27 protein-coding genes are annotated in these 25,838 nt (G+C 65.5%); 13 read left to right on the forward strand and 14 right to left on the reverse strand.

The window, feature by feature from the left end; genetic code table 11:
- Positions 1 to 28: 28 nt before the first annotated feature.
- The gene (locus D619_RS0102950; protein ID WP_026090643.1) at positions 29 to 1,030 is read right to left on the reverse strand and encodes an NADP-dependent oxidoreductase; all 1,002 of its coding nucleotides are present in this window, start codon (positions 1,028 to 1,030) and stop codon (positions 29 to 31) included.
- A gap of 80 nt (positions 1,031 to 1,110) precedes the next feature.
- Positions 1,111 to 1,728 carry a hypothetical protein gene (locus D619_RS17085; RefSeq protein ID WP_017667074.1) on the reverse strand — a complete coding sequence of 206 codons (618 nt, stop codon included), beginning with the start codon at positions 1,726 to 1,728 and terminating at the stop codon, positions 1,111 to 1,113.
- 75 nt (positions 1,729 to 1,803) lie between these two features.
- On the opposite strand from D619_RS17085, the gene D619_RS15410 reads away from it, so the two are divergent.
- Positions 1,804 to 2,301 (forward strand): Rrf2 family transcriptional regulator, encoded by a 498-nt coding sequence (locus D619_RS15410; protein WP_017667075.1) that lies wholly within the window; start codon positions 1,804 to 1,806, stop codon positions 2,299 to 2,301.
- Here the strand turns inward: D619_RS15410 and D619_RS0102965 are convergent.
- Complete coding sequence (locus D619_RS0102965) at positions 2,298 to 4,208, reverse strand: potassium transporter Kup (RefSeq protein WP_026090644.1); 1,911 nt, start codon at positions 4,206 to 4,208, stop codon at positions 2,298 to 2,300. The genes D619_RS15410 and D619_RS0102965 overlap by 4 nt on opposite strands.
- Before the next feature lie 151 nt (positions 4,209 to 4,359).
- Here D619_RS0102965 and D619_RS0102970 point away from each other — a divergent pair, with 151 nt between their 5' ends.
- Together D619_RS0102970 and D619_RS0102975 are read left to right on the forward strand one after the other, a co-directional pair.
- A complete protein-coding gene (locus D619_RS0102970; RefSeq protein ID WP_033372861.1) occupies positions 4,360 to 5,043 on the forward strand; it encodes a DJ-1/PfpI family protein in 684 nt (227 codons plus the stop codon).
- Positions 5,040 to 5,741, forward strand: coding sequence for a hypothetical protein (locus D619_RS0102975; protein ID WP_017667078.1), 702 nt, complete (start codon positions 5,040 to 5,042; stop codon positions 5,739 to 5,741). Before D619_RS0102970 ends, D619_RS0102975 begins: the two co-directional genes overlap by 4 nt.
- Here D619_RS0102975 and D619_RS0102980 read toward each other — a convergent pair.
- Positions 5,719 to 6,117, reverse strand: coding sequence for a hypothetical protein (locus D619_RS0102980; protein ID WP_152417251.1), 399 nt, complete (start codon positions 6,115 to 6,117; stop codon positions 5,719 to 5,721). The two genes, D619_RS0102975 and D619_RS0102980, sit on opposite strands and share 23 nt — an antisense overlap.
- 104 nt (positions 6,118 to 6,221) lie before the next feature.
- On the opposite strand from D619_RS0102980, the gene D619_RS0102985 reads away from it, so the two are divergent.
- Both D619_RS0102985 and D619_RS0102990 read left to right on the forward strand, forming a co-directional pair.
- Positions 6,222 to 6,530 (forward strand): hypothetical protein, encoded by a 309-nt coding sequence (locus D619_RS0102985; RefSeq protein WP_017667080.1) that lies wholly within the window; start codon positions 6,222 to 6,224, stop codon positions 6,528 to 6,530.
- Between the two features lie 53 nt (positions 6,531 to 6,583).
- Positions 6,584 to 8,089 (forward strand): hypothetical protein, encoded by a 1,506-nt coding sequence (locus D619_RS0102990; RefSeq protein ID WP_017667081.1) that lies wholly within the window; start codon positions 6,584 to 6,586, stop codon positions 8,087 to 8,089.
- A gap of 279 nt (positions 8,090 to 8,368) precedes the next feature.
- Here the strand turns inward: D619_RS0102990 and D619_RS0102995 are convergent, their stop codons facing one another.
- On the reverse strand, positions 8,369 to 8,791 hold the full coding sequence (locus tag D619_RS0102995) for a DUF1801 domain-containing protein (protein ID WP_017667082.1): 423 nt from the start codon (positions 8,789 to 8,791) through the stop codon (positions 8,369 to 8,371).
- A gap of 70 nt (positions 8,792 to 8,861) precedes the next feature.
- Here D619_RS0102995 and D619_RS0103000 point away from each other — a divergent pair, with 70 nt between their 5' ends.
- Positions 8,862 to 10,082 (forward strand): argininosuccinate synthase, encoded by a 1,221-nt coding sequence (locus tag D619_RS0103000; protein ID WP_026090645.1) that lies wholly within the window; start codon positions 8,862 to 8,864, stop codon positions 10,080 to 10,082.
- Positions 10,083 to 10,490: 408 nt separating this feature from the next.
- Here D619_RS0103000 and D619_RS17995 read toward each other — a convergent pair whose 3' ends face one another.
- Entirely contained in the window at positions 10,491 to 10,652 is a 162-nt protein-coding gene (locus D619_RS17995) for a hypothetical protein (protein ID WP_193743241.1), read from the reverse strand.
- Positions 10,653 to 10,742: 90 nt separating this feature from the next.
- Here D619_RS17995 and D619_RS18285 point away from each other — a divergent pair, with 90 nt between their 5' ends.
- Entirely contained in the window at positions 10,743 to 11,390 is a 648-nt protein-coding gene (locus tag D619_RS18285) for a PEPxxWA-CTERM sorting domain-containing protein (RefSeq protein WP_017667084.1), read from the forward strand.
- Between the two features lie 85 nt (positions 11,391 to 11,475).
- Here the strand turns inward: D619_RS18285 and D619_RS0103010 are convergent, their stop codons facing one another.
- The 4 genes from D619_RS0103010 to D619_RS0103025 all read right to left on the reverse strand — a co-directional run bounded on the left by D619_RS0103010 (position 11,476) and on the right by D619_RS0103025 (position 14,075).
- Positions 11,476 to 12,141: an SDR family oxidoreductase gene (locus D619_RS0103010; protein ID WP_017667085.1), complete on the reverse strand. Its 666-nt coding sequence runs from the start codon at positions 12,139 to 12,141 to the stop codon at positions 11,476 to 11,478.
- 70 nt (positions 12,142 to 12,211) lie between these two features.
- Positions 12,212 to 12,859, reverse strand: a complete 648-nt coding sequence (locus D619_RS0103015) for a MarC family protein (protein WP_026090646.1) — start codon at positions 12,857 to 12,859, stop codon at positions 12,212 to 12,214.
- A gap of 23 nt (positions 12,860 to 12,882) precedes the next feature.
- A complete protein-coding gene (gene folD, locus D619_RS0103020) occupies positions 12,883 to 13,767 on the reverse strand; it encodes a bifunctional methylenetetrahydrofolate dehydrogenase/methenyltetrahydrofolate cyclohydrolase FolD (protein WP_017667087.1) in 885 nt (294 codons plus the stop codon).
- Positions 13,764 to 14,075 carry a YggT family protein gene (locus D619_RS0103025; RefSeq protein WP_017667088.1) on the reverse strand — a complete coding sequence of 104 codons (312 nt, stop codon included), beginning with the start codon at positions 14,073 to 14,075 and terminating at the stop codon, positions 13,764 to 13,766. The genes folD and D619_RS0103025 overlap by 4 nt, the downstream gene beginning before the upstream one ends.
- A gap of 98 nt (positions 14,076 to 14,173) precedes the next feature.
- Here D619_RS0103025 and D619_RS0103030 point away from each other — a divergent pair, with 98 nt between their 5' ends.
- Positions 14,174 to 15,733: a long-chain-fatty-acid--CoA ligase gene (locus tag D619_RS0103030; protein ID WP_017667089.1), complete on the forward strand. Its 1,560-nt coding sequence runs from the start codon at positions 14,174 to 14,176 to the stop codon at positions 15,731 to 15,733.
- A gap of 55 nt (positions 15,734 to 15,788) precedes the next feature.
- Here D619_RS0103030 and D619_RS0103035 read toward each other — a convergent pair whose 3' ends face one another.
- Positions 15,789 to 16,568: an SDR family oxidoreductase gene (locus tag D619_RS0103035; RefSeq protein ID WP_026090647.1), complete on the reverse strand. Its 780-nt coding sequence runs from the start codon at positions 16,566 to 16,568 to the stop codon at positions 15,789 to 15,791.
- 145 nt (positions 16,569 to 16,713) lie between these two features.
- Here D619_RS0103035 and D619_RS18290 point away from each other — a divergent pair, with 145 nt between their 5' ends.
- The 5 genes from D619_RS18290 (at position 16,714) to D619_RS0103060 (ending at position 22,692) form a co-directional block, all read left to right on the forward strand.
- Positions 16,714 to 18,171 carry an esterase-like activity of phytase family protein gene (locus tag D619_RS18290; protein WP_017667091.1) on the forward strand — a complete coding sequence of 486 codons (1,458 nt, stop codon included), beginning with the start codon at positions 16,714 to 16,716 and terminating at the stop codon, positions 18,169 to 18,171.
- A gap of 75 nt (positions 18,172 to 18,246) precedes the next feature.
- Positions 18,247 to 19,116 carry a 3-hydroxybutyryl-CoA dehydrogenase gene (locus D619_RS0103045; protein WP_017667092.1) on the forward strand — a complete coding sequence of 290 codons (870 nt, stop codon included), beginning with the start codon at positions 18,247 to 18,249 and terminating at the stop codon, positions 19,114 to 19,116.
- The gene (locus D619_RS0103050) at positions 19,113 to 19,577 is read left to right on the forward strand and encodes a hypothetical protein (protein WP_017667093.1); all 465 of its coding nucleotides are present in this window, start codon (positions 19,113 to 19,115) and stop codon (positions 19,575 to 19,577) included. The genes D619_RS0103045 and D619_RS0103050 overlap by 4 nt, the downstream gene beginning before the upstream one ends.
- A gap of 10 nt (positions 19,578 to 19,587) precedes the next feature.
- Positions 19,588 to 20,490, forward strand: a complete 903-nt coding sequence (gene argB / locus D619_RS0103055) for an acetylglutamate kinase (RefSeq protein ID WP_026090649.1) — start codon at positions 19,588 to 19,590, stop codon at positions 20,488 to 20,490.
- 192 nt (positions 20,491 to 20,682) lie between these two features.
- Positions 20,683 to 22,692: a S9 family peptidase gene (locus D619_RS0103060; RefSeq protein ID WP_017667095.1), complete on the forward strand. Its 2,010-nt coding sequence runs from the start codon at positions 20,683 to 20,685 to the stop codon at positions 22,690 to 22,692.
- A 10-nt stretch (positions 22,693 to 22,702) separates the two neighbouring features.
- Here the strand turns inward: D619_RS0103060 and D619_RS0103065 are convergent, their stop codons facing one another.
- From D619_RS0103065 to D619_RS0103075, 3 genes are all read right to left on the reverse strand, one after another.
- Entirely contained in the window at positions 22,703 to 24,211 is a 1,509-nt protein-coding gene (locus tag D619_RS0103065) for a TolC family outer membrane protein (protein ID WP_017667096.1), read from the reverse strand.
- Positions 24,212 to 24,345: 134 nt separating this feature from the next.
- The gene (locus D619_RS0103070) at positions 24,346 to 25,230 is read right to left on the reverse strand and encodes a cytochrome c (RefSeq protein WP_017667097.1); all 885 of its coding nucleotides are present in this window, start codon (positions 25,228 to 25,230) and stop codon (positions 24,346 to 24,348) included.
- A gap of 1 nt (position 25,231) precedes the next feature.
- Positions 25,232 to 25,672, reverse strand: a complete 441-nt coding sequence (locus tag D619_RS0103075) for a cytochrome c (RefSeq protein WP_193743242.1) — start codon at positions 25,670 to 25,672, stop codon at positions 25,232 to 25,234.
- Between the last annotated feature and the right edge of the window lie 166 nt (positions 25,673 to 25,838).

The raw sequence follows: 25,838 nt of genomic DNA on the forward strand, positions 1-25,838 counted from the left end.
CCTGCAAGCAGGGAGGGGAGAAGCTGACTTACAGCTTCACCAGCATCTTGCCGGTGTTCTTGCCTTCAAACAGGCCGATGAAGGCTTCCGGCGCCTTTTCGATGCCTTCCAGCACGGTTTCCTGCCACTTCAGCTTGCCGGCGCGAATCCAGGGCCCCATCTCGGCCAGGAAATCGCCGCGCAGGCCGGCGAACTCGATGACGATGAAACCGCGCATGGTGAGCGACTTGCCCACCACCTGGATGATGTTGCGCGGGCCCGGGGTCGGCTCGGTGTCGTTATAGGCGGAAATCATGCCGCATTCGATCAGCCGGGCGAACGGGCGGGCGGTTTCGATGGCGACTTCCAGATGCTCGCCGCCGACATTGTCGAAGTAAATGTCGATGCCCTTCGGCGCGGCGGCCTGCACGGCGGCCAGCAGATTGCCGCAAGTGCGATAGTTGATGACGGAATCGATGCCGAGGCTTTTCAGCCATTCGCACTTGTCGTCGCTGCCGGCGCTGGCGATGACGGTGCAGCCCTTCAGCTTGGCGACCTGGGCAACGATGCTGCCGACAGCGCCGGCGGCGCCGGAGACGAACACCACGTCGCCGGGCTTGGGCTTGCCGATCTGCGTCAGGCCGGCCCAGGCGGTGAGGCCGGGCATGCCGAGCACGCCGAGGAAGCTTTCCATCGGAATGCCACCCGGCACATCAAGCTTTTCAAGTGCCGCTGCGGGCGCCACGAAGGCTTCGCGCCAGCCGAACATGGAGGAGACGATGTCGCCCTTCTTCAGGCCTTCGGCGTTGCTTTCCACCACGACACCCACCGCGCCGCCCTGCAGCGCTTCGCCGATCTGGAACGGCGGTACATAGCTCGGCCGGTCATACATGCGGCCGCGCATGTAGGGATCGACGGACATGAACTTGTTCTGCACCAGCACTTCACCGGGGCCGGGGGCCGGCACGTCCTTGCTGGCGACCGCAAAATTTTCGGCGGCGGGCATGCCAACAGGGCGGCTGGCAAGGCTGATTTCACGGGATGTCGTCATGATGGAGATTCTCCTTGGTTGCGCACAGCATAGGCGCTTCTCGCCACGGCAGACCCCTCCCGCAACCGGGAGGGGTGTTTTCACAGGCCGAACATGGCGAGCAACCCGTCGAGATAGGCCCGATTGGCCGGCAGCAACGCCAGCGGATAGAGCCAGCCGCCAAAGGCCAGCAGGATGGCAGCGGTGACCATCATGCCGCCCGTCACCACCAGCCTGACCACCACCACCCCGCGGCCGTGAAAGTGCAGGGCGGCGGCAAGATGGACAAACAATGCCATCACGGCGGCAGCGTAATAGGGATAGAAGGTCCACCGCGTGACCGGATGCAGCAGCGTGGCGGCCGCCCAGTGGAAATTGGTGTCCAACCCGAAAGCAAGGCGGGTCGCCAGCGCCGCGCCGATATGATTGACAAGGAACAGCGCCAGATAAAGCCCGCTTGCCAGCTGCCAGCGCGCCATGGTGCCGCCCGTGCCCGAGCGCCAGCGCCGCCAGGCCAGTCGCAGCCCGATGCCGATCTGCATTGCAAAGGCCGCGACCAGCAGCGGTTCGACCAGCGCCGGGCGATAGGCCTTGCGCACCATGGCCAGGGCCGCGCCATGCGCTTCGGGGCTGTGCAACGCCACCAGATGCACGGCCAGGTGGCTGGTGATGAACAACAGCAGGGCCAGGCCGGTGACGCGGTGCAGGCGGACGGACATCGAGTCGCTCCTTGCAATTTCAATCCGGATATCGAATATCCGAGTTTGAGTCGAGACGGGTCATTGCCGATGCGGATGAGCAAGGGTGTGGAATGGGCGGTGCACGCCTGCGCGATGCTGGCGCCGCTGCCACCGGGCCATGGCCTCAGCCTGGCGGCGCTGGCCGAATTCCACGGGGTGCCGCTGGCCTATATGGCCAAGCAGTTGCAGGCGCTGAGCCGCGCCGGGCTGGTGTCGACCCGGCCCGGTCGCACCGGTGGCTATCGGCTGGCGCGGGCGCCCGAGGCGATTTCGCTCTGGGATGTCGTTGCGGCAATTGACGGGCCGGAACCCGCCTTTCGCTGCACCGAAATTCGCCAGAATGGCCCCTGTGCCATCCCGCGCCGCGATTGCGTGCGGGCCTGCCCGATTGCAGCGGCCTTTGCCGGTGCCGAACAGGCCTGGCGCACCGCCCTGAAGTCGGTATCGCTGGCTGAGATCCTGAAAAGCGTCGCCCGGGACAGCGCGGCCGACCATTTGTCAGCTGTGGCCGCCTGGTATGGCAGCGCCATCACCCGCTTGCCGGACGCCTAAATTTCGACCTGGCTGCCCAGTTCCACCACGCGGTTGGTGGGCAGCTTGAAGAAGTCCATGGCGCTTTCGGCGTTGCGCATCATCCAGCTGAACAGATGCTCGCGCCACAGCGCCATGCCGGGCTTGTCGCTGGCCAGCAGCGTCTGGCGGGAGAGGAAGAAGCTGGTTTCCATCATCTTCAGCTTGGGCCCGCAGTTTTCGACCTTCTTCAGCACGGCGGGAATGTCGATTTCCTGCATGAAGCCATAGCGGATGAGGATGCGGTAGAAGCCGCCGGAAAGATCCTTCACGCCGATCCGATCCTCGTCGGACACATAGGGCACTTCGTCGATCACCACTGTCAGGATCATGATGCGTTCGTGCAGCACCTTGTTGTGCTTGAGATTATGCAGCAGCGCCTGCGGCACGCCCACCGGCGAGGTGGTCATGAACACCGCCGTGCCCGGCACGCGGGTGGCCGCCGAGGCAGCCGACTTGATGAACACCTCCATCGGCATCGAGGAATCGCGCAGCCGTTCCTGCATCAGCTTGCGCCCGCGTGACCAGGTGGTGAGGCCGGTGAAGCCAATGATACCGATGACCAGCGGGAACCAGCCGCCATCGGGCACCTTGGTCAGGTTGGAGGCAAAATAGGCGAAATCGACGACCAGGAAGATCGCCAGCAACGGTGCCGCCCACCACGCCGGCCAGCGCCAGATCGTCAGCACCAGCACGCCGACCAGCAGCGTATCGATCAGCATCGTGCCGGTGACCGCGATGCCATAGGCGGCCGCCAGGTTGGAGGAGGACTGGAAGGCCAGCACCAGGAACATCACCAGTACCAGCAGGGTCCAGTTCACCGCCGGGATGTAGATCTGGCCGAAGGCGGAGGCAGATGTGTGGACGATCTTCATGCGCGGCAGGAAGCCGAGCTGGATTGCCTGCTGCGTGACCGAGAAGGCGCCCGAGATGACGGCCTGGCTGGCGATGATGGTGGCCAGCGTCGCCAGCACCACCAGCGGCAGCCGCGCCCATTCCGGCGCCATCAGGAAGAAGGGATTGGCCACGGCTTCGGGATGAGCGGTGAGCAGCGCACCCTGCCCGAGATAGTTGATCATCAGCGCCGGCAGCACGAGCGCGAACCAGGCGAGGCGAATGGGGTTGCGGCCGAAATGGCCCATGTCGGCATAGAGCGCCTCGGCCCCGGTCACCACCAGCACGACACTGCCCAGCGCCAGGAACGCCGCACCCGGCATGGCTGCCACGAACTGCACCGCATACCAGGGGTTCAGTGCCCACAGGATGGTGGGATTGGCCATGATGTTGGTGATGCCCAGCACCGCCAGCGTGGCGAAATAGATGAGCACGATGGGCCCGAAGATGGCGCCCACCTTGGCCGTGCCGCGGCTCTGGAACAGGAACAGCGCGAGCAGGATGCCGATGGCAATGGGCACCACCAGCGGCTGCATCCGTGCTTCAACGACCGTGATGCCTTCCACCGCCGACAGCACCGACATGGCCGGCGTGATGATGGCATCGCCAAAGAACAGCGCCGTGGCCATCACGCCCAGCAGCACCAGCTGCGCCGAGCGTGTGTCGCCGGGCGACAGGCGTGAGATCAGCGCGATCAGGGCCAGCGATCCGCCTTCGCCACGATTGTCGGCCCGCATGATGACGGAGACATATTTCAGCGTCACCACCAGCATCATGGTCCAGAACATCAGCGAGATGACGCCGAAGATGCTGACCGTGGACAGGCCGAGCGGGTGGTGGCCCGCAAAGGTTTCCTTGAACGCATAAAGCGGGCTCGTGCCGATATCGCCAAACACCACGCCAACGGCGCCAAGCGCCAGTTTCCACAGCGACTGTTGGTGCCCGTGATGATCGGCATGAGCGGACAAAGCGGCCGACTCACCCTGGTTCGACATGAAAGATGCCCGACCGTTGCAGAGGGGCGGCGCACTAGCATAGGCGGCCTCGTGCTGCAATGCGGCATCGGTGGAAGTGGCAGGCTGGCGGCGACGCCTGCCGCGCGCTATGCCGGGCCATCCCGAACCAACCGAAGCAAAGGGACAGCCCATGCGCATTGCCTTCCTGCTCTATGATCAGCTTACCCAGCTCGACATGACGGGCCCGGCCCAGGTGCTCAGCCGCATGCCCGGCGCGACGGTGGAATATGTCGCCAAGACCATGGAGCCGGTGATGAGCGATTGCCGGCTGGCGCTGATGCCGACCATGACACTGGCCGAAGCCGGGCAGTTTGATTTCATATGCGTGCCGGGCGGCTTTGGCTGTTCGGCCGCCATGAATGATGACGAGATCCTGGGCTGGCTGCGCGCCCAGGCGCCGGGGTGCGCCTGGATCACCAGTGTCTGCACCGGCTCGCTGATCCTCGCCGCTGCCGGCTTGCTGAAAGGCCGCAAGGCGGGCTGCCACTGGGCCTGGGGCGATTATCTGCCGCTGTTCGGGGCCGAATGGGTGCAGGAACGCACGGTTTTCGATGGCAACATCATCAGTGCCGGCGGCGTCACCAGCGGCATCGATTTCGCCTTCCGGGTGCTGGAACATCTGCATGGGCCCGACGTCGCGGCCAGTTTGCGGCTTGGTCTGGAATATGATCCCGAAAGCCGGCCCGGCGGTACGCCGGCCACCGCCCGGCCCGAGATCATCGCTCAGATGCGGGCCTTCACCGCCGAGCGCCTGGGCCACCGCGATGCCGAAATGCGGGCCGCTGCCGCCCGCCTGATGGGAGAGAAGCCATGAACCGCCTGATCCTGATTGCTGCCCTGTTCGCGGCGGCGCCGGCACTGGCCGTGCCGACGCCGGTGACGGTGCGGGTGCTGAGCCAGGGCGCCAAGTTCATCGGCACCGGCATGGGCGGGGTGGACGTGGTGGTGAGCGATGCGGCCACCGGCACGCCCCTGGCGCATGGCCGCATCGAAGGCGGCACCGGCGATACGGCAAGGATCATGAACGGCAACCCGCGCGGCACCCCCGTGGCCGACGCGCAATCGGCCGGCTTTTCTGCCGTGATCGACATCGCAGAGCCACGCCGGGTGAACGTGATGGTGCGAGGCCCGCTCAAGCCGGCGGGCACCATCGTATCGGTGCTGTCTTCGTATTGGCTGATCCCTGGTCAACCGGTGGTGGGTGATGGCTGGGTGGTGGAACTGCCCGGCCTGGCGCTGACGGCGCGGCGTGATGGCGGGCAGGTGGTGGCCGATGTGTCGATGCTGTGCGGCTGCCCGATCGCGCCGGGCACGCTGTGGGATGAGAAGCGTTTCGAGGTGAAGGCGTGGGTAGGATCGGCGGTCGGCGGCAGCGCCGTGCCGTTGAAATGGGCCGGGCAGACCGGGCGTTTTGCCGCCGCCGTGCCCGCTGATGCCACATGGGTGACGGCGGTGGACACGCTGTCGGGCGCGACCAGCGCGGCGAAGATCAACCCAGCCGAAGCGCCCTGAGCGCGACCGGCACGCCCGTCAGCGCAATGGCAGCGTCGCAGACGAACAGGGCCTGCACCATGCCGGCGGTATCGGCCTGCGCCCACGCTGCAACCGAGGCTGCCGACGCCAACCCATAAAGCAACCCCAGCCCGGCCAGCGGCCGATCCCGCGTCGCCCGCCAGCGCATCACCACCACGATGGCGGCGGGCACGAAGATGAACAAGGCCATGAACTCGGCGACGGCCACGGTGGAGAGCGGCTGCGGTGCCGGACCATCGCCGGGCCAATCCCGCATCCGCCAGGCCAGCCACAGATAGAGACCGGCCAGGGCGACCGCGGCCAGCATCCACAGGCGCAGCAGCGCGTCGGCAGGGGACAGGGCATCACGCGACATGCCGACCTCATAGCGCGGCCGGCAGCAGGGCGCGAGGCTTGTGCGCTGCAACATCAAGCGCTGTCCGTGCTATAAGGGCCAAATCGACTCGAGGAGCCTGTCCCATGGCCAATCCGCTTGCCCGCCTTGCCGTCCGCGCCGTCGCTGCTGCCGCCAGCCGCCAGATTGCCGCGCGCGTTTCGGGCTCGCATCTCGGCCCCATCGGCAATGTCGCCGCCGTCGCGCTGCCGTTCGTGCTGCGCCGCGTCTCGCCACTGGGCCTGGCCGCCATGGCTGTCGGCGCGTGGGGTGTGGGCCAATTGGCCAAGTCCGCGCCCGCCGCCGCCACCCCGGAGCCGCAGCCCGAAGCCCCACGCGCACCACTGGTGACACCGCCGCCGATTGCCTGGGCAACGCCGAACGACGCCTTCTGATTGAACTCCCCCGGTTCGCCGGCTATCCCGGTCGGCACCAAGGGGAGAAGTTCATGGCTCGTTTCGTTTCGCTCATCGCGCTGGCTGCTGCGCTGGCCGTTCCGGCTTTCGCGCAAACCACCGACAAGCCCGCCGAAAAGGCCGCCGAGGCCGCATCGCAGACCCCTGGCACCCCCAACCGCGTCGTCGCCAAGCGCAGCGGCACCTTCGGCGGGGTGAAGATGAACTACACCGCCATTGCCGGCGAAACCTTCCTGAAGGACAAGGACGGCAAGCCCACCGCCGCCATCTTCGCCACCACCTATCTGAAGGACAATCCCGAGCCGAACCGCCCGGTGTTCTTCCTGTTCAACGGCGGGCCGGGCTCGGGCAGCCTGTGGCTGCACATGGGCGCCTTTGGCCCCAAGCGGGTCAACATCCCCGACGCCAAGGACGATGGCGCCCCGCCCTATGACATCAGCGACAACCCGGAGTCGCTGCTCGATGTCGCCGATCTGGTGTTCATCGATCCGGTCGGCACCGGCTGGAGCCACGCGCTCGGCAAGACCGATCCCAAGGAATTCTGGGGGGTGCGCAGCGACGCCAGATCCGTGGCCGAGTTCATCCGCCTCTGGCTGAATGAGCATAACCGCTGGAACGCCCCCAAGTTCCTGGGCGGCGAATCCTATGGCACCACACGCTCCGCCGCTGTTGCCCACGAACTCAACCGCGGCTTCAACGATGTCGCGCTGAACGGCGTCATCCTCATTTCCGCCATCCTCGATTTCGGTCTGGAGGCCGAGGATGAGGGCAATGAAATGCAGTACATGGGCCTGCTGCCCAGCTATGCGGCGGCGGCCTGGTATCACGACAAGATCCCGAACAAGCCCGCCAACGTCGAAACCTGGGCCGCCGAAGCCCGCGCCTTTGCCAGCGGCCCCTACATCACCGCGCTGATCAAGGGGAACAGCCTGGCACCTGTGGAACGCGCCGCCATCCGCAAGGAACTGGCCCGCTTCACCGGCCTGTCCGAAACCTATCTTGAACAGGCCAATCTGCGCGTCACGCCCGGCCGCTTCTACAAGGAACTGCTGCGCGACCGCGGCCTCACCATCGGCCGCCTCGATGCCCGCTACACCGGCAAGGATTACGACAACGCCGGTGAAGGGCCCGATAATGACCCCAGCTTCTACGGCATCGATGCCTCCTACCCGGCGGCCGTGAACGCTTACTTGCGCGGCGATCTCGGCTACAAGACGGATCGCTCCTACGTCTCCATCGGCGGCGTCGGCCCGTGGGATTGGCGCCTCGGCAACGGGCGGGACAGCTACGTCAACGTCGCCCCCGGCCTCGCTCGCACCCTGCGGGAGAACAGCCGCACCAAGGTCTGGGTTGGCCAGGGCTGGTACGATTTCGCCACCCCCTTCCACTTCGCCGAATATAGCATGAACCGCCCCGGCTGGCCCGAAGGCCGCACCGAATTCCATTATTATGACGCCGGCCACATGATGTATGTGCGCGATGCGGACCGGAAGAAATTGTCGTCTGACTTGAGGGACTTCATTCGTAGACAGAAATAAGGCCGCCTCCGGCGGGCAGGGGCTGAGCCACTGCACCCACTTTCGATTTCGGGCAGCACTTGGCCTATGTGGCCCCGCCATGCTGGCGTAGGCCAGCATCCGCCATGCCGCGTGGACCATCGCCGTCGCAGAAGTGTGCCGGCTGACCGATTCATGAAGGCCTGCACCTGCATGATGGGGTGCCTGTTGATCTGGGGGGCATGAAAACGACCGGGTGCAGGGGCTCAGCCCCTGCCCACGTCACGCCGAACTTGATCCGGGGCGGAGCCCTTTTTTCTCTTACCCCGGATAGCGCTCCGCCATCATCGCCCACGACCGGCGCGCCATTTCGGCCAGCACGTTCATGTCGATATCGGCGAGTTTCTTCACATAAAGGCACGAGACGCCGGTCGTTGCCTTGCCCAGCCCCGCCAGCAGGTCGGCCTGGCCGGTGAAGCCGTCCATCAGGTAAATGACATGTTGGGCCTTGCGCGGGGAGAAGGCGAGGCGGGGCCAGGTGCCGGTGCGGCCGCTGGCGTATTTATAGTCATATTGGCCATAGCCGATGATGTTGCTGCCCCAGAGCACGGGTGGGCAGCCGGCGACTTGTTCAAGGAGGGCACAGATGGTCTGGGCTTCGTCGCGGCGGCGGCTGGGTTCGAGGGCGGCGAGGAAGGCGGGCACGCTGGCGGTGGTGGGCAATGTTTTCGGTGTATCGGCCATGGTGGATCCCCCGGCTTGCATGTCGGCAGCTTAGCAAATAGGCGCGCATCCACAATTGGAAGGAATGATCATGGCTGATTCGGTCAAGAAGGTGGTGCTGGCCTATTCGGGCGGGCTCGATACGAGCGTGATCCTGAAGTGGCTGCAGACCGAGTATAACTGCGAGGTTGTCACCTTCACGGCCGATCTGGGCCAGGGTGAGGAGCTGGAGCCGGCGCGGGCCAAGGCGCTGCTGCTCGGCATCAAGCCGGAGAATATCTTCATCGACGATCTGCGCGAAGAGTTCGTGCGCGATTATGTGTTCCCGATGATGCGCGCCAATGCGCTGTATGAAGGGCTTTATCTGCTCGGCACCTCGATCGCCCGGCCGTTGATCGCCAAGCGCCAGATCGAGATTGCCAAGCTGACCGGCGCCGATGCCGTCTCCCACGGTGCCACCGGCAAGGGCAATGACCAGGTGCGCTTCGAGCTGGGCTATTATGCGCTCAGCCCCGATATCCGCATCATCGCGCCGTGGCGGGAGTGGAGCCTGAACAGCCGCGAGGCGCTGATTGCCTTTGCCGAACAGCACCAGATCCCGGTGTCGAAGGACAAGCGCGGCGAGAGCCCGTTTTCGACCGACGCCAACCTGTTGCACACCTCCAGCGAAGGCAAGGTGCTGGAAGATCCGTGGGAAGAAGTGCCGGATTATGTCTACAGCCGCACCGATCACCCGGAAGAGGCGCCGGACACGCCGGAATATATCACCATCGATTTCCAAAGCGGCGACGCGGTGGCGGTGAATGGCGAGGGGCTGAGCCCGGCGGCGCTGCTGGCGAATCTGAATGAACTGGGCAAGCGCCACGGCATCGGCCGGCTCGATCTGCTGGAGAACCGCTTTGTCGGCATGAAGTCGCGCGGCATGTATGAAACGCCGGGCGGCACCATCCTGCACATCGCGCATCGCGGCATCGAGCAGATCACGCTGGATCGCGGCGCGGCGCATCTGAAGGATGAGCTGATGCCGAAATATGCGGAATTGCTCTACAACGGCTTCTGGTTCTCACCCGAGCGCGAGATGCTGCAGGCGGCCATCGATCACAGCCAGGCCAAGGTCACCGGCACGGTGCGGCTGAAGCTGTACAAGGGCAATGTGGGCGTGGTGGGGCGCAAATCGCCTTATAGCCTGTACTCCGCCGGCATCGTCACATTTGAGGATGATCGCGGCGCCTATGATCAGCGCGATGCGGCGGGCTTCATCCGGCTGAACGCACTGCGGCTGCGCCTGCTGGGGCGGCGCGACGGCCGTTAACGCCTTCTCGCCCAAATTGCCGGAATCCTGATTTTCGGCAGTGGCAGCGCTGATCTCATTGAGCCCAGGAAGGCAATGTTCTGGTCAGCCAGGGGCCGGAGCCGGTGAGCTGGGCAATGCTGATTGCCGGTTCTGGCCTGGTTGGTACGGTCAGCCGCCGCCGCGCGGTCCTGGCCTGATCGCCTGTTGCGCGACGCCACAACCCTGTTTCCATCTCCACGCCGCCGGCCGCCACCATGTGGCCGGCGATGCCATTGCGGTGTCGGAAAATTTTACACAAGGCGTGCGCTGGCCCGCAATGACGGCAAAAAATGCGTCTCTGGCCAGATGTTAACCATTTTCTAATGGTCGCGTCAGAAGACTTAAGATATGTTTACTTGTGGTGATGGTTGACGCCGAGTCGCGTCATCAGACTGTCATCTCTAGCGCCGTCAGGCTCTGCCCTGTTGGACCCGGATGCTGCTGTGCGGCATCTGGCGTGTCGGCGTTCTTTACATCCATTTTGGATGTTGGATTCGATCCGCTCCCATCAACTGCCTGATAAATCAGCATGAATAGCGAAAAACCCATCTTGGCACGCTGCTTGCAGGGGAGGCGGCAAACCAGAGGGAGATTTCAATGCGTATTCTTGCTGCTCTTGCCGCGGCCGCTGTTTTGGCCATGCCGGCATCTGCCGTGACCATCTTCAGCCAGAATTTCGATTCGGCACCGAAGGCAAACAACACCACCAACGTGCCGGGCTTCACTGTTTCGGGCGCAGTTGACCTGATCCCCAACGGGACTGCCGGTGTGCTGTGCGCTGGTGCCGCTGGTCGTTGCCTCGATCTCGTCGGTTCGCCGAACGTCGGTTCGGTCACGTCCAATCCGATCAACTTCCAGGCTGGTCGCCTGATCACGGTGACCTTTGATCTGAGCGGCAACCCGCGCGCCAACACGCCGCCCGATATCTTCAACTTCGCCCTGGGCTTCACCAATCCGGAAAATATCGCTGCGTTCACGCTGATCTCCGGCTTCCAGGGCAGCTATGGCACCATCGGTTCGAACATCACCAGCATGGGCACCTACACGGAATCGCTGGTGCGCAACCGTCCGTTCGTGACCTATGCCCTGTCGTTCGTGTCGACGGGCGCTGGTTCGCTGCTGCTGACCTTCGGCGCTGGTGGCCCGAACGATTCGGCTGGCCCGATCCTCGACAATATCCTGGTCGACAGCGCGGTGCCGGAACCGGCCACCTGGTTCATGCTGCTCACCGGCTTCGGCATGGTCGGCCTTGCGGCTCGCCGTCGCCGCGGCAGTGTGGCTGCCTGATCCGGCAGCGGCCGGAGCCTCCGGCCGCGACTGACAGAAAACGGGCGCCGCTCCCCCGGGGAGCGGCGCCCTTTTTGTTTCGGGCCTACCAGGGGATGGTGGCGCCGCTGTAATCGACATAGCGCTGGCCCGGCGGGCGTGCAGCGGCGATCACATCGGCAAGGCCCTTCACGCTGGTCGCCACATCGATATCGGCATCGGGGCCGCCCATGTCGGTCTTCACCCAGCCGGGGTGCAGGGTGAGCACGGCGATGGCGCGGTTGCCGACATCCTGCACGGCAAAGCCGCGCGTCAGGCTGTTGAGGGCGGCTTTCGACGCACTGTAGAGTTCGGCCCAGGCGCTCTGGCGGCCGCCCACCGATCCCAGGATCGAGCTCATGAAGCCGATCGAGCCGCCCTCCTTCACCAGGGGCAGCAGGATGCGGCCGGCGCGGATCGGGGCGATGGCGTTGGTCCAGAACAGTTGCGCCATGGCCTCGCGGCTCACCGTGCTGGCGGTATCGGCGCGGCCACCGGTGATGCCGGCGTTGATCAGCACATGATCGAAGGTGCGGCCAGCCAGGCTGGCGGCCAGGGCAGCCACCGTGTCGCTGTCGTCAATGTCCACATTCGCCACCTGGGCACCGGTGGCGGCCAGCGCCGGAGAGGGGCTGCGCTGGGTGGCCACCACGTCCCAACCGCGGCTGATCAGTTCCTGGGTGAGGCCAAGGCCGATGCCGCGCGAGGCACCGATGATGAGGGCTGAGTTCATGGTTGAGTCTCCTGTGGTTGCAGGAGGCAGTCTGGCCCGCGCGGTTTGACCTGTCGAGCAATCCCGGCTGTTACAGCCCAAAGCTCTGCTTGATGCCGTCGATGACGAACTGGGCCGCCAGCGCCGCCAGCACGACGCCCAGCAAACGGGTGAGCGCGCCCTCGAACTTGGCGCCCATCAGCTTCATGATCGGCCCGGCGGCCAGCAGGCAGAGCAGGGTCAGCACCAGCACCGCGACCAGCGCGCCCAGCACCACGGCTTCCTCTGCCACATCGCCCCCGGTGCGCGCCGACAGCAGCATCACCGACGCGATCGAGCCGGGGCCGGCCAGCATCGGGATGGCCATCGGGAATACCGAGATATCTTCCTGTTCCAGCGGCTTGCCGGCCGCATCGGCCGCGGATTTCACCCCTTCGGCGCGGTTTTCGCGGCGTTGGGTGCGCTTTTCGAACACCATGTCGATGGCGATCACGAACACCATCAGGCCGCCGGCGATCTTGAAGGCGGGCAGCGTGATGCCCAGCGCGGACAGGAAGGCCTCGCCGCCGAGTGCAAAGGCAATCAGCACGCCGGCCGCAATCAGGCTGGAGCGGATGGCCATGTCGAACCGGTGCCTGGGCGTGGTGCCGGCGGTGAGGCTGGAAAAGATCGGCACGCAGCCCGGCGGATCGATCACCACGAACAAGGTGACGAACGAGGAGATGAACAGCTGGACCAGCGGTCCGTCGAGCGCCAGGCCGTTCATCCCAGGGCCCTGGCGCGCGCCGCCTTCAACGTGTTGGCGAGCAGGCAGGCAATGGTCATCGGGCCGACGCCGCCGGGCACGGGGGTGATCCAGCCGGCGCGGCCCACGGCGCCATCGAAATCGACATCGCCCACAAGGCGCGTCTTGCCTTCAGGCAGGGCGATGCGGTTGATGCCGACATCGATCACGCAGGCACCGGGCTTGATCCATTCGCCCTTCACCATGAAGGGGATGCCCACGGCCGCCACGACGATATCGGCACGCGCCACATGGCCGGCCAGATCGCGGGTGCGGCTGTGGGCAAGGGTGACGGTGGCGCTGGCATTGGTGAGCAGCGCCGCCATCGGCTTGCCCACCAGGATGGAGCGGCCGATCACCACGGCTTCGGCGCCGGCGATGTTGCCCCCCGTGCTGCCTCCAAATGCTTCCCTGATCAGCAGCATGCAGCCCGACGGCGTGCATGGCACCAGCCCGTCGCGGCCACTCACCAGCAGGCCGGTGTTGATCGGGTGCAGGCCATCGACATCCTTGGCCGGATCGATGGCGGCGATCACGCGGTCACTGTCGATATGTTTCGGCAGCGGCATCTGGACGAGGATGCCGTCCACCGCCGGATCTGCGTTGAGGCTGGCGATCAAGGCCAGCAGATCGGCCTCGCTGGTATCGGCCGGCAGGCGGTGTTCGCCCGAGATCATGCCGGCTTCGCGCGTGGCCTTGCCCTTGGAACCGACATAGACGGCGCTGGCCGGATCATCGCCAACCAGCACGACGGTGAGCCCCGGTGCACGGCCATGCGTGGCAACAAACGCAGCGACGCCAGCTGCCACTTCGGCGCGCAGGGCCGCAGCGCGGGCCTTGCCGTCAATCAGGACGGCAGTCATTGCAGCAGCCTTGTCGAATCCAGCACCAGCGCCGGCACCAGCATCTGCAGGCCACGCAGCAGCAGCCACAGCACCAGCGGCGACAGATCAATGCCGCCGAAATCCGGCAGGATGCGACGGATCGGGCGCACCATCGGGCCATAGATGCGGTCCAGCGCATCCAGCACGCCGCTGACAAAGCGGTTGCGGGTGTTGACCACGTTGAAGGCGACCAGCCAGCTGGAGATCGCCCACACGATCAGACCCCAGATCACCACTTCGGTGGTCATGGTGAAGATGTTCACGAAGGCGACGAGGGTGTTTTCCATGGCCGTGGCCCATACAGACCGTAACCGCTTCCCGCAATGGCGGGTGGCAAATTGCGCGCCTGTTTGGCAGTATCGCCGCCGGGGAAGAGGGGAACGCCATGTTCAATACGCTTGCCGATATCACGGCGCATTTTGCTGCGACCACGCCCGACAAGGCCGCTATCCGTGCCGAAGGTGTCGACTGGAGCTTTGCCGCACTGCATGATCGCGAACGGCGGGCGGTGACGGCGCTCAAGTCGCTGGGTGTGCAGAAGGGTGATCGGGTCGGCTGGCTGGCGCTCAATCACCCGGAGTTCGCCACGCTGATGTGCGCCTGTTTCCGGATGGGCGCAGTGATGGTGGCGATCAATGCCCGGCTGGTGGCGCGGGAAATCGCCTATGTGCTGGGCGATGCCGGCATCAATGTGCTGGTGACGGAGACGGCGTTCCTGCCATTGGTGGTGGAGGCCCAGACCGCAACCGGGCTGAGTACCGTGCTGCTGCTCGATGCGCCGCATGATGGCCGGCCGCGCTTTGCCGACCATGTGACCGGCCACGCGCCCGACCTGGCGGCGATTGCCGCCCAGCCCGACGACATCGCGATCCAGATGTATACCAGTGGCACCACCGGCTTTCCCAAGGGCGCGCTGCTGTCGCACCGGCAATTGCTGGCGGCCGTCGCCAAGCCGGACCGGCTGGAAGGCACGGCCCTGGGCCCCTGGCAGGCGGACGATGTCTCGCTGGTGGCGATGCCGGTGTTTCATGTCAGTGGATCGTTGTGGCTGCTGATGGGTCTGGCGCATGGCGCGCCTTCGGTGATCCTGCCGCGCCCGGAGATCGCCCTGATCGTCAACAGCATCATCGAACAGCGCATCACCCGCCTGGTGCTGGTGCCGGCGGTGATGCTGGCGATCAGCCAGTATCTGGAAACGGTTCCGGCCGATCTGAGCTGTGTGCGCGAGCTGTATTACGGCGCCTCGCCGATCCCGCTGGATGTGCTGCGGCGGTCGATCCTGGCCTTTCCGCGCGCCCTGTTCGTGCAGGTCTATGGCGCCACCGAAACGTCGGCCAGCGTCACCTGGCTGCCACCCGAAGATCATGATCCGGCCGGAAACGAGCGCATGCGCAGCTGTGGCAAGCCTTATCCCGGCGATCGGATCCGCATCATCGACGGCCATGGCAATGATCTGCCGGCGGGCGAGGTGGGGGAGATCCTCATCAGTTCGCCCGGCAACATGACCGGTTATCACAACAAGCCGGAGGCCACCGCCAAGGTGCTGATCGACGGCTGGTATCACAGCGGCGATGCCGGCTATCTCGATGCCGATGGCTATCTCTATATCCACGACCGCGTGAAGGACATGATCGTTTCGGGCGCGGAGAATATCTATCCGGCCGAAGTCGAAAATGCCCTGCACGAACATCCCGCCGTGGCCGATTGCGCCGTGATCGGCGTGCCGGATGACAAGTGGGGCGAAGCGGTGAAGGCCATCGTCGTGAAGAAGGGCGAGGTGACGGCCGACGCGCTGATCGCCTTCGCCCGGGAGCGGATCGCCGGCTACAAGGTGCCCAAATCGGTGGACTTCATCGACGCCCTGCCGCGCAATCCCAGCGGCAAGATCCTGAAAAAGGACCTGCGCGAGCCCTATTGGGCCGGGCGCGAGCGCAACGTGAACTGACGCAAAGCATGATTCCGGCACTATACCCTGTCAATTCGACAGGGCTGAAGCCGGATCATTCCGGCGAGGCGGCCGATCCGGCCAGGATGCCACCATCGATATGGAATTCGCTGCCCGTCACATAGGCGCTTTCATCGGCAGCAAGATAGGCAGCCATGGCGGCCACTTCGTCGGCCGTGCCAAAGCGTTTGAGCGGTGTATCGGCAACGAACGCCCTGATGGCCGCTTCGCGTGCTGCCGGGGTCGTGCCCAGCATCGGTTCCCACATCGGCGTCATGATCGCCGCCGGGTGGATGGAGTTGCAGCGGATCGCGAGGCCGTTCTGCGCACACCACAGTGCCACCGATTTCGTATGGTTCCTCACCGCCGCCTTCGACGCGGCATAGGCCGCCGCTGCCGGGATGCCGACAATGCCGGAGCGTGAAGAGATGTTGATGATGCTGCCCGTGCCGGCCGGTCGCATCGCGCGGATCGCGGCGCGGCAGCCGAGAAAGGTGCCATCCAGATTGACCGCATGCACCGCGCGCCAATCGGCCAGGCTGGCATGCTCCGGATCATGCGCGGCTGGCGTGCCTTCGAAACCGGTGATGCCGGCGTTGTTGACCAGGATATCGAGCGCGCCGACATCATCCATCACCTGCGCCCACGCCGCCTCGTCGCGCACGTCGAGCCGGGCGAAGCGTCCGCCGATGCTGTCGGCCACGGCCGCGCCAGCAGGGTCGATATCGGTTACCCACACCATTGCGCCTTCAGCGGCAAAGCGGCGGGCGATGGCTTCGCCGATCCCGCGCGCGGCGCCGGTGATCAGGGCGGTCTTGCCATTCAGTCTCTGCATGGCCGCGCTGTCGGCCAAGAACCGGTGAAGGTCAAGCCGGCCAGCAGGCTTGCTGGCGCGCTGACATGAATTTGACATGCAAGCGTCATCCAACATTCACAGGTGATGGTTAACCATTTTTCTGTTCATCACGGGGGGAATTTCTATGCGCCATCTGCTTCTTGCCGCTGCCCTGCTGGCCGCGGTGCCCGCTTCTGCGGCCGTCACCTTCGCCGGCAAGATCGAAGTGGCTGGCGATGCCACCGACTTGTCGAAGCTGGGTGTCGGCCCCAACCTCAATCGCCTCAGCTTTGGTTCGGACATGGTCTATGATCCCAGCCGGCGCGTGTTTTATGGCATCAGCGATCGCGGCCCCGGCGGCGGCACCATCGATTGGGCGCCGCGCATCGAAACCTTCAAGGTGGATACGGCGGCCAATGGCGCCATCAGCAATTTCCGCGTGGTCGATACCACGGAGTTCCGCCAGGCCAATGGCCAGGTGTTCAGCGGCCTCAACCCCAGCCGGCTGCCCGGCGGCGCCGGCGTGCTTGGCGCGGCGCTGGATTCCGAAGGCATTGTGCGCCTGCCCAATGGCAATTTCCTGGTGGCCGATGAATATGGCCCGTCGGTTTATGAAACCAACAACAGGGGCGTTTTCATCCGTGCCTTCACCCAGCCGGCCAATGTGGTGCCGCTGGCCAATGGCAGCCCCGATTTCGCCAATGGCCGGCCCACCATCACCTCGGGCCGGCAGGACAATCGCGGCTATGAAGGCCTGACCATTTCCGGCGACGGCAAGACGGCCTGGGCCATATTGCAGGATCCGCTGGTCAACGAAGGTTCCAACAACGATGGCCGCCGCAGCCAGAATCTGCGCATCGTGCAGTTCGACGTTGCCACCGGCCAATCGACCGGCCAGTTCGCCTATCAGCTGGAAAGCATCGCCGATATCAATGCCCGCACCACGACGGATTTCACCGCGACCAATCAGGGCCGCAGCATCGGCGTGTCGTCGATCACCTGGATCGGTGGCACCAGCTTCCTGGTGATCGAGCGGGACAATCGCGGCGAAGGGCCGGACAATCTGCTGAGCTCCAATGGCGACGTGGGCAGCAAGCGCGTCTATCTCATCGATCTGGCGGGCGCGACCGACGTTTCGGCCATCAGCTTTGCCGGCAGCAACAGCCTGCCCGGCGGTGTGACGCCAGTGAGCAAATTGCTGTTCCTTGATGTGCAGGCCGCGCTGACGGCGGCTGGCGAAGTGTTGCCGGAAAAGTTGGAGGGCCTTGCCATCGGCCCGCGGCTGGCGGGTGGCGGCTTTGCGCTGCTGCTGGCCACCGACAATGATTTTTCGGTGACGCAGAACGGCAGCAACGAACAGTTTGATGTCTGCTTCGGCGGCGGTCTGGCCGCCACGCAGGTGGCGCTGGGCGCGGCCTGCCCCAATGGCCAGGCGCTGGTGCCGTCGCGGCTCTACAGCTTTGCCGTCACCGGGGCTGATGTTGCCCTGTTTGATGCCTCGTTGATCGGCGTGCCGGAACCGGCGAGCTGGGCCATGCTGATTGCCGGTTTTGGCCTTGTCGGTGCGGCTGCCCGCCGTCGCCGCGCCACGGTTGCGGCCTGAACTTTTCGCGGCTTCGGCATTTGCCGGAGCCGCGACAGCCGCTATGGCATCTCCCACGCATTGAGGGAGATCGACATGCAGACCATTGGGGTGATTGGCGCAGGCCTGATGGGCAATGGCATTGCCCATGTGGCGGCGCAGGCCGGCTATCATGTGATCCTCTCGGACGTGGCGATGGAACGCTGTGAAGCGGCCAAGGCGACGATCGCGAAGAACATGGCCCGGCAGGTGAGCAAGGGCGTGCTGACGCAGGGAGAGGCCGACGCGGCACTGGCCCGGATCAGCCTCACCACCGGCAGCGCTGCTTTCGCCACGGCCGATCTGGTGATCGAGGCGGCGACTGAGAATGAAGCCATCAAGGGCCAGATCTTCGCGGGCCTGCGCGATATACTGAAGCCCGAGGCGCTGCTGGCCAGCAACACCAGCTCCATCTCCATCACCCGGCTGGCGGCGGCCACGGGGCGGGCGGATCGCTTCTGCGGGCTGCATTTCTTCAATCCGGTGCCGCTGATGGCGCTGGTGGAGATCATTCCCGGCCTCGCCACCTCTGCCGCCACCACGGCGGCCATGCAGGGCTTTGCCGCCAAGCTGGGCAAGACGGCGATCCTGGCCGGTGACGCGCCGGCCTTCATCGTCAACCGCGTGCTCTGCCCGATGCTCAACGAAGCCATTTTCGCGCTGGGGGATGGCGTTGGCAGCGTGGTGGATATCGATACCGGCCTGAAACTGGGCGCCAACCATCCGATGGGGCCACTGACGCTGGCGGATTTCGTCGGGCTCGATACGCTGCTCAGCATCATGAAGGTGATGCAGGATGGCACCGGCGATCCGAAATATCGCCCGGCGCCGCTGCTGGTTCGCTATGTCGAAGCTGGCTGGTATGGCCGCAAATCCGGGCGCGGTTTTTATGACTACACGGGCGCGGAGCCCGTGCCGACCCGGTGAAGCTGACCTTCACCAAGGGCGCCGGCAAATATGACCGGCTGGACATCGTTGCCGGCGATGGCCCGCGCGCAGCCATCGATTGCCCGAAGCAGGGCATCATCCCGCACGATATGGTGCATTGGGCGGTGGAAGCCGAGGTTGCTGCGGCGGGCTTCCTGCGCCTGATTGCGCGTGGCGGCGACAGCGGGCAGCGTGCGGCCTTGGGCATATCTTCGGCCGAAAGTGTCGAGCGGCTGGTCGAGATGTTCCAGGGCGAGGGCTGGAGCCAAACGGTGCTTCCCGATGACGCGTTCATCGCCCTCTATGCCGTTACCTGCGAGGACAGAGGCGACACGCCGTTGCCGATCACCGGCGCACTGCTCACCGCCATCCGGTCGCGCATGGCCGAAGTGAGCGCGCAGTGGGCGGCGGTGTCGGTGGGCGGAAAGATGGTGCTGGAATTGCCCGCACATCCCCAATAAGGCGGATTTCATGAGCGCACACGCCCCCCACCCCGACATGCTGGCCAAGACGGAAACGCTGATCGAGGCACTGCCCTATCTGCAGCGCTATGCCGGCAAGACCTTCGTGGTGAAATATGGTGGCCACGCCATGGGCGATGCCGAACGGGCGCGCGATTTTGCCGAGGATATCGTGCTGCTGAAGGCGGTGGGCATCAATCCCGTGGTGGTGCACGGCGGCGGGCCGCAGATCGGTTCGCTGCTGAAACGGCTGGGCATCGAAAGCCGCTTTGTCGATGGCCTGCGCGTGACCGATGCCGCCACGGCGGAAGTGGCGGAAATGGTGCTGGCCGGCAGCATCAACAAGGAAATCGTCGCCCATATCGCCCAGGCTGGCGGCAAGGCGGTGGGCATCAGCGGCAAGGACGCGCGCCTGGTGACCGCCACCAAGGTGGAACGCACCACCAAGGATCCGGATAGCCTGATCGAGCAGGTGGTCGATCTGGGCTTCGTGGGTGAGCCGGCCAGCGTTGACCGCAGCATCATCGACACGCTGACCGCCGCCGGCATCGTGCCGGTGATCGCGCCGGTGGCAGTGGGTGCCGATGGCCACACCTACAATATCAACGCCGATACGATGGCCGGCGCCATTGCCGGCGCGCTGAACGCCGCCCGCCTGTTCCTGCTGACCGATGTGGCCGGTGTGCTGGGCAAGGATGGCACGCTGATGACCGATCTCACCCCGGCAGCCATCGCCGGACTGATCGCCGATGGCACCATCACCGGCGGCATGATCCCAAAGTTGGAAACCTGCGTTGACGCGGTGGCCGCCGGCGTGGATGCCGCCGTCATCCTGGATGGCCGGGTGCCGCACGCATTGCTGCTGGAGATCTTCACGCGCAAGGGTGCGGGCACGCTTGTTCGGGCCGGCTGAGCCGGCAGCTGCGCACCGTGCCGGTGGCCTGAGATATTCCGTCTGGACCGGGGGAATCCGGTGCTTGCAGCACCAGCATGCACTTGCGTGTCACATGGCCAGCGGCGGCGGGGCGGCCACATTGTGCAAGCCGGGGCTGGCTGGTAGGCTTGGCCCGAAAATGCAGCAAGACGCGCATTTCGGGGGCTGGACATGAACATGTTGACGGAGAAGCGGCGCACGATCACCCGGGGCGCGATGGTGGCAATGGCGTTGGCAATGGCCATCCCGTCCCTGGCGCAGGAGCGGCGTTTTTCAGCCGACGATCTGCCCAGGCTGGTGCGCATCGGCGATCCGCAATTGTCGCCCGATGGCAAGGCGGTGCTGAGCGTGATTGCCCGCGCCAATCTGAAGGATAATCGCTGGGAAGGCGAACTGACGCTGATCGATGTCGCCACCAAGGCCAGCCGCGTGCTGACCCAGGGCCGCCAGGGCGTGAGCAGCGCGCGCTGGTCGCCCGATGGCCGCAGCATCGCCTTTCTGGCCCAGGATGCCGGCGGCAAGGCGCAAGTGCATATCCTGTCGATGGACGGCGGTGATGCGCGGGTGTTGACGGCAGCCAAGACCGGTGTGACCCATCTCGCCTGGCGCCCCGATGGCGCGGCACTGGCCTTCGCGGCCGCCGATGAGGAACCGGAAAAATTCGGCGAAGCCCGTTTTGAAGACGCGTTCGAAGTGGGCAATCACAGCTACCTCGACCGGGCAGCGCGCAAGCCCATCCATATCTGGACGGTCGCCGTGGCTGACGGTGCCACGCGGCGGCTGACCAGTGGGCCGCGATCGCTGCCGCTGGGTCTGCCGCCCACCGGCGCGCCTTCGCAGCTGAACTGGACGCCCGATGGCACCGCCATCATCACGGTGCAGGCCGATACGCCGGCCACTGGCGATGCCGACAGCAGCCGCCTGATCCGGGTGGAGGTGGCGACCGGCAGCGTACAGCCGCTGCTGCCCACACCAACCAGCGTGCGCGTGCCGGTGCTGTCGCCCGATGGCCGCAGCCTTGCCTATGGCACGGCGCGCGATGGCGTGCCGGCACACCAGTCGCGGGTGATGATTGCGCCCGTCGCCGGCGGCCCGCCGCGCGATGCCGCGCCGAATCTGGATGTCGCGGTGGAGCTTGTCGGCTGGCTGGCTGACAGCCAGACCGTGCTGCTGAGCGGTACCGATGGCACCCGGTCCGGCCTGTGGCTGGCCCGGGACGGCAAGGCGACAAGGCTGGATCTGGGCGATCTTGATCCGGCCAGTGTGGATATCGGCAGCACCGGGGCGATCGCGTTCACGGCGTCGTCGCCCACCCGTCCGCCCGAATTGTTCGTGCTGCCCGCCCCCGGTGACAAACCGGCAGCGCTGACCAATCTGCAGACGGCCACCGATGGCATGACGCTGGGCCGCCAGGAAACGCTGACGTGGAAAAGCGAAGGCTATACCGCCGATGGCGTCATCACCTATCCGCCTGACTACAAGCCCGGCGAGAAGCGGCCGCTGGTGCTCTATATCCACGGCGGGCCCGTGTCGGCGTCGAAGCACACGTTCACCACCTCGTCGCAGATCCTCGCGGCGCAGGGCTGGATCGTGCTGGAACCCAATTATCGCGGCAGCAACAATCGGGGTTACAGGTTCCAGCAGGCGATCATTCGCGATGCCACCGCCGGGCCAGGCCGCGATATCATGGCCGGCGTTGCCGAACTGAAACGGCGCGGCCTGATCGATGAGACGCGCATGGCCGTGACCGGCTGGTCGTACGGTGGGATGATGACCAGCTGGCTGATCGGCGCCTATCCGCAGGCGTGGAAGGCCGCGGTGGCCGGCGCACCCGTCACCGATATCCTCGATCAATATTCCACCGCCGACAGCAACCGGCAGCGCGCCGCACAATATGGCCCGTCCCCGTTCGTGGGCGACAATATGGCCAGCTACAGCCGCCAGTCGCCGATCTTCCAGGCGTGGAAGGCGCGGGCGCCGACGCTGATCATGGCCGATGTCGGCGACTGGCGGGTGACGATCCCGCAGGCCTACAAACTGTATCGCGCCCTGTCGGACAACAAGGTGGAGGTGAAGTTCGTCGCCTTTCCGGTGCCGGGCCACAGCCCGGCCGATCCGATCCGTGGCCGTGACGTGTGGCGGCGCTGGGTGGATTGGCTGAAGCCGCGGCTGGCCCCGTAAGGCCCGGCGCTTACTGCGGCGCGGCTGCCGACGTGTCCTGATCGCCCACGGTGAGGGCCGCTTCCTGCGCCGGTGTCGTCACCGTGCGGGTGGAGCGGATCATCGGCGCATCGCGGCCGGTCCAATCGAGGAACTGGCCCTTGGCTCGGCGATAATTGTCCTTGGGATTGTAGAGCGTGATGCCCTGCAGATCGAGATCGCGCGCTTCGGCATTGCCCATGGCAGCAAGCAGGGTGAAGCCGGCAACATAGGCATTGCGTCGTGCCGTGGCGAGCTGCACGCGGCTGTTGATCAGTTCCTGTTCGGCATTCAGCACTTCGATGATGGTGCGGTTGCCGACGCCATTTTCGGCGCGCACGCCTTCAAGGGAGAGGCTGTTGGCGGCAATTGCGGCTTCGGCGGACTTGATCACATCAAGGCTGGCGCGCCAGCTGGCGAAGGCGGCACGCACCTGCTGGATCACGGCGCGTTCGGTGCCGATCTGGTTTTCCATCGCGGCGGTGCGGCGCGCCTGGCTCTGGCGGATCTGCGCCGAAGGCCGGCCGCCCTGGTAAAGCGGCAGCGCCAGACGCCCGCCGATCACGGCAGATGTTTGCGATGATGGCTGCGCCGGGAAGCCGGGCGGCACGATGGCGCCGCCGAAATTGTCGTTGCGGTTGACGGTGCCAAAGCCGCTCAATGTCGGCAGCCGTCCTGCGCGGGCGGCCTTCACGTCAAAACCAGACGCTTCGCTGTTCCTGGTCGCAGCGGCGATATCGGGATTTTCCTTGATGGCAATTTCCACCGCCTCGGCCACATCGGCGGGCAGGCCCGGCAGCGGCGGCGGCGACGACAGATCGGCCGGCACATCACCCACCTGCTGGATATAGCGTTCCTTGGAACCGATCAGATTGGCCTCGGCGTTGCGCAGATCGGCCTTGGCCTGGCTCAGGCGCGCTTCCGATTGGGCGACGTCGGTACGGGTCAGATCACCCACTTCAAACCGATCCTGCGTGGCACGCAGGTTCACTTCCAGATTCTTCACGTTGTTGCGGTTGAGTTCGACGATCTGGGTATCGCGCAGCACATCATTGTAGGCGGCGACGACCTGGCTGAACACGCTGGCTTCGGTCGCGCGCAGCGTTTCCTCGCCGGCGGCAACACGGGCATCGGCGGCCTTGATGCCGTTCTTCACCAGACCGCCCTGATAGATCGGCACGGTGAGCTGGCCCTGGGTCTGCATGGATCGCGGGATGATGATGAACTGGCCGCCGGGGATCAGCACGTTTTCGTTGAAGGTGGAATTGATCTGGGCCGACGGCAGGCCGGCGGCGCGCTGGATCGGCACATTCTCATCGGTCGCCATCTGGTTGGCGCGGGCGGCGTTCAGCGTCGGGTTGGTCTGATAGGCCTTGGCCAGCGCCCCCTGCAGCGTTTCGGCCGATACCGGCGACAGGCCGAGCAGCGACGCGCCCAGCAGGGCGGCGACCAGCGGGCGGGACGGGCGACGGCAGGGAACCCCCGGGCCAGACGTCTGCATTCACTTCATTCCTTCAATATGGTGCGCCCGCAGACGCGCCAACGCCCTCTCAGAGGTGCCATATAGAGACAAGACAGCCGCTGGCCAAGGGCAGTTGCGCGTTAATTTGAGCAGCGACCAAATTTGTCAGCATGTCATGGTGTCACGGCCATCAGATAGGCGGCGATGGCGGCGCGATCCTGATCGGACAGTTCGGCCATGTTGGCCTGTACCTCCACCATCGAGCCGCCCACACTGTCATAATCGGGCGTGAAGCCGGTTTTCAGATAGTCGGCGATCTCGGACGCACTCCATTTCAGCTGGGTCGGCGTGAGGCCGGGCACCTTGCCTTTCCCTTCCGCATCGGGGCCACCGTGCAGCCAGCGGGCGCGATCAGGCCCGCCAAAGCCATCGCGCGGCGTGTGGCATTCGCTGCAGTGGCCGGGGCCTTCCACCAGATACTGGCCGGCGCGGGCCGCGGCGGGCGCGCTGGCCGGCAGCGTCACCACCGGCGCCGCATCGAGATAGAGATGCTTCCACAGGCCGATGCCGCGCCGGATATTGTACGGAAAGGCGATGGCGCCCGGTGCCGGCTGGCCGGCCACGGCGGGCAGCGTCTTCAGAAAGGCGAACAGGTCGGCAATGTCGCCGGGCGTCATCCGGGCATAGCTGGTGTAGGGGAAGGCCGGATAATAATGCCGGCCATCCGGGCTGACGCCGCGGCGCATGGCATTGTCGAAATCAGCCAGGCTCCAGCCGCCGATGCCATCGGCCCCCGGCGAGATATTGGGCGGCTGGAAATCGCCGAACGGCGTTGCCAGCACCGCGCCGCCGCCCAGTTTCAGCCGGTCATCACCCTTGGCGCCCTTGGCCGCGTGGCAGGAGGCGCACCCGCCAACATGAAAGATGCGCGCGCCACGCAGCGCATCGCCCGGGCCTTGAGCGACGGCATTTTCATCAAGCCGAACCGGCGCGGTCAACAGCCAGCCGGCCGCCGCAGCAACGGCAGCCAGCCCGGCCAGACCCGCCAACAGCCGCATCTCAACCCTTCTTGATGCGGAAGCCTTCGTGGCAGCTCTTGCAGTTGGCGGTGACCATGCCGAACGCCTTGCCAAAGCTGGCAGCGTCGCCGGGCTTCAGGGCAACGGCTGCCACCGTGTCCTTCTGGAACTTGTCGGTGGCGATCTTCCAGTCGGCCGGCATTGCCCAGATCGCCGAGGAAGCCTCGGTCTCGCCGCCCGTCTTGCTGTTGGCCGGGAAATGCGCCGGGAAGGCCTTGGCGGCGGCGGCATAGTTGGCAAGGATCTTGTTGGCAGCAGCAGCATCGAACGGCACGGCGCCCTTCAGCATGTCGGCGGCCATCTTGGTGTCGCGGCCATTGCCCTTCATGATCGCCTTGCGATCCTCGATCGGGCCGGCAAACGCGGCGCTCGGCAGGATCACGGCAGTGGCCAGAACGGCAGCAAAAACGGCACGCATCATCATCGGTCTCCCCATTTCAAGCCACTACGGCTGAACGCTCCCATATCCCCTGCTGCCCGCCAACGCCAATGGCCCAATTGGCGCAGGGGAAATCACCTCTCCCCGCCGGGGAGAGGTCGACTCGCGCGCAGCGCGGCGGGAGAGGGGTCGGATCGGGATGGAAAAC

It is taken from the genome of Sandarakinorhabdus sp. AAP62, assembly GCF_000331225.1.
GTDB lineage: Bacteria > Pseudomonadota > Alphaproteobacteria > Sphingomonadales > Sphingomonadaceae > Sandarakinorhabdus.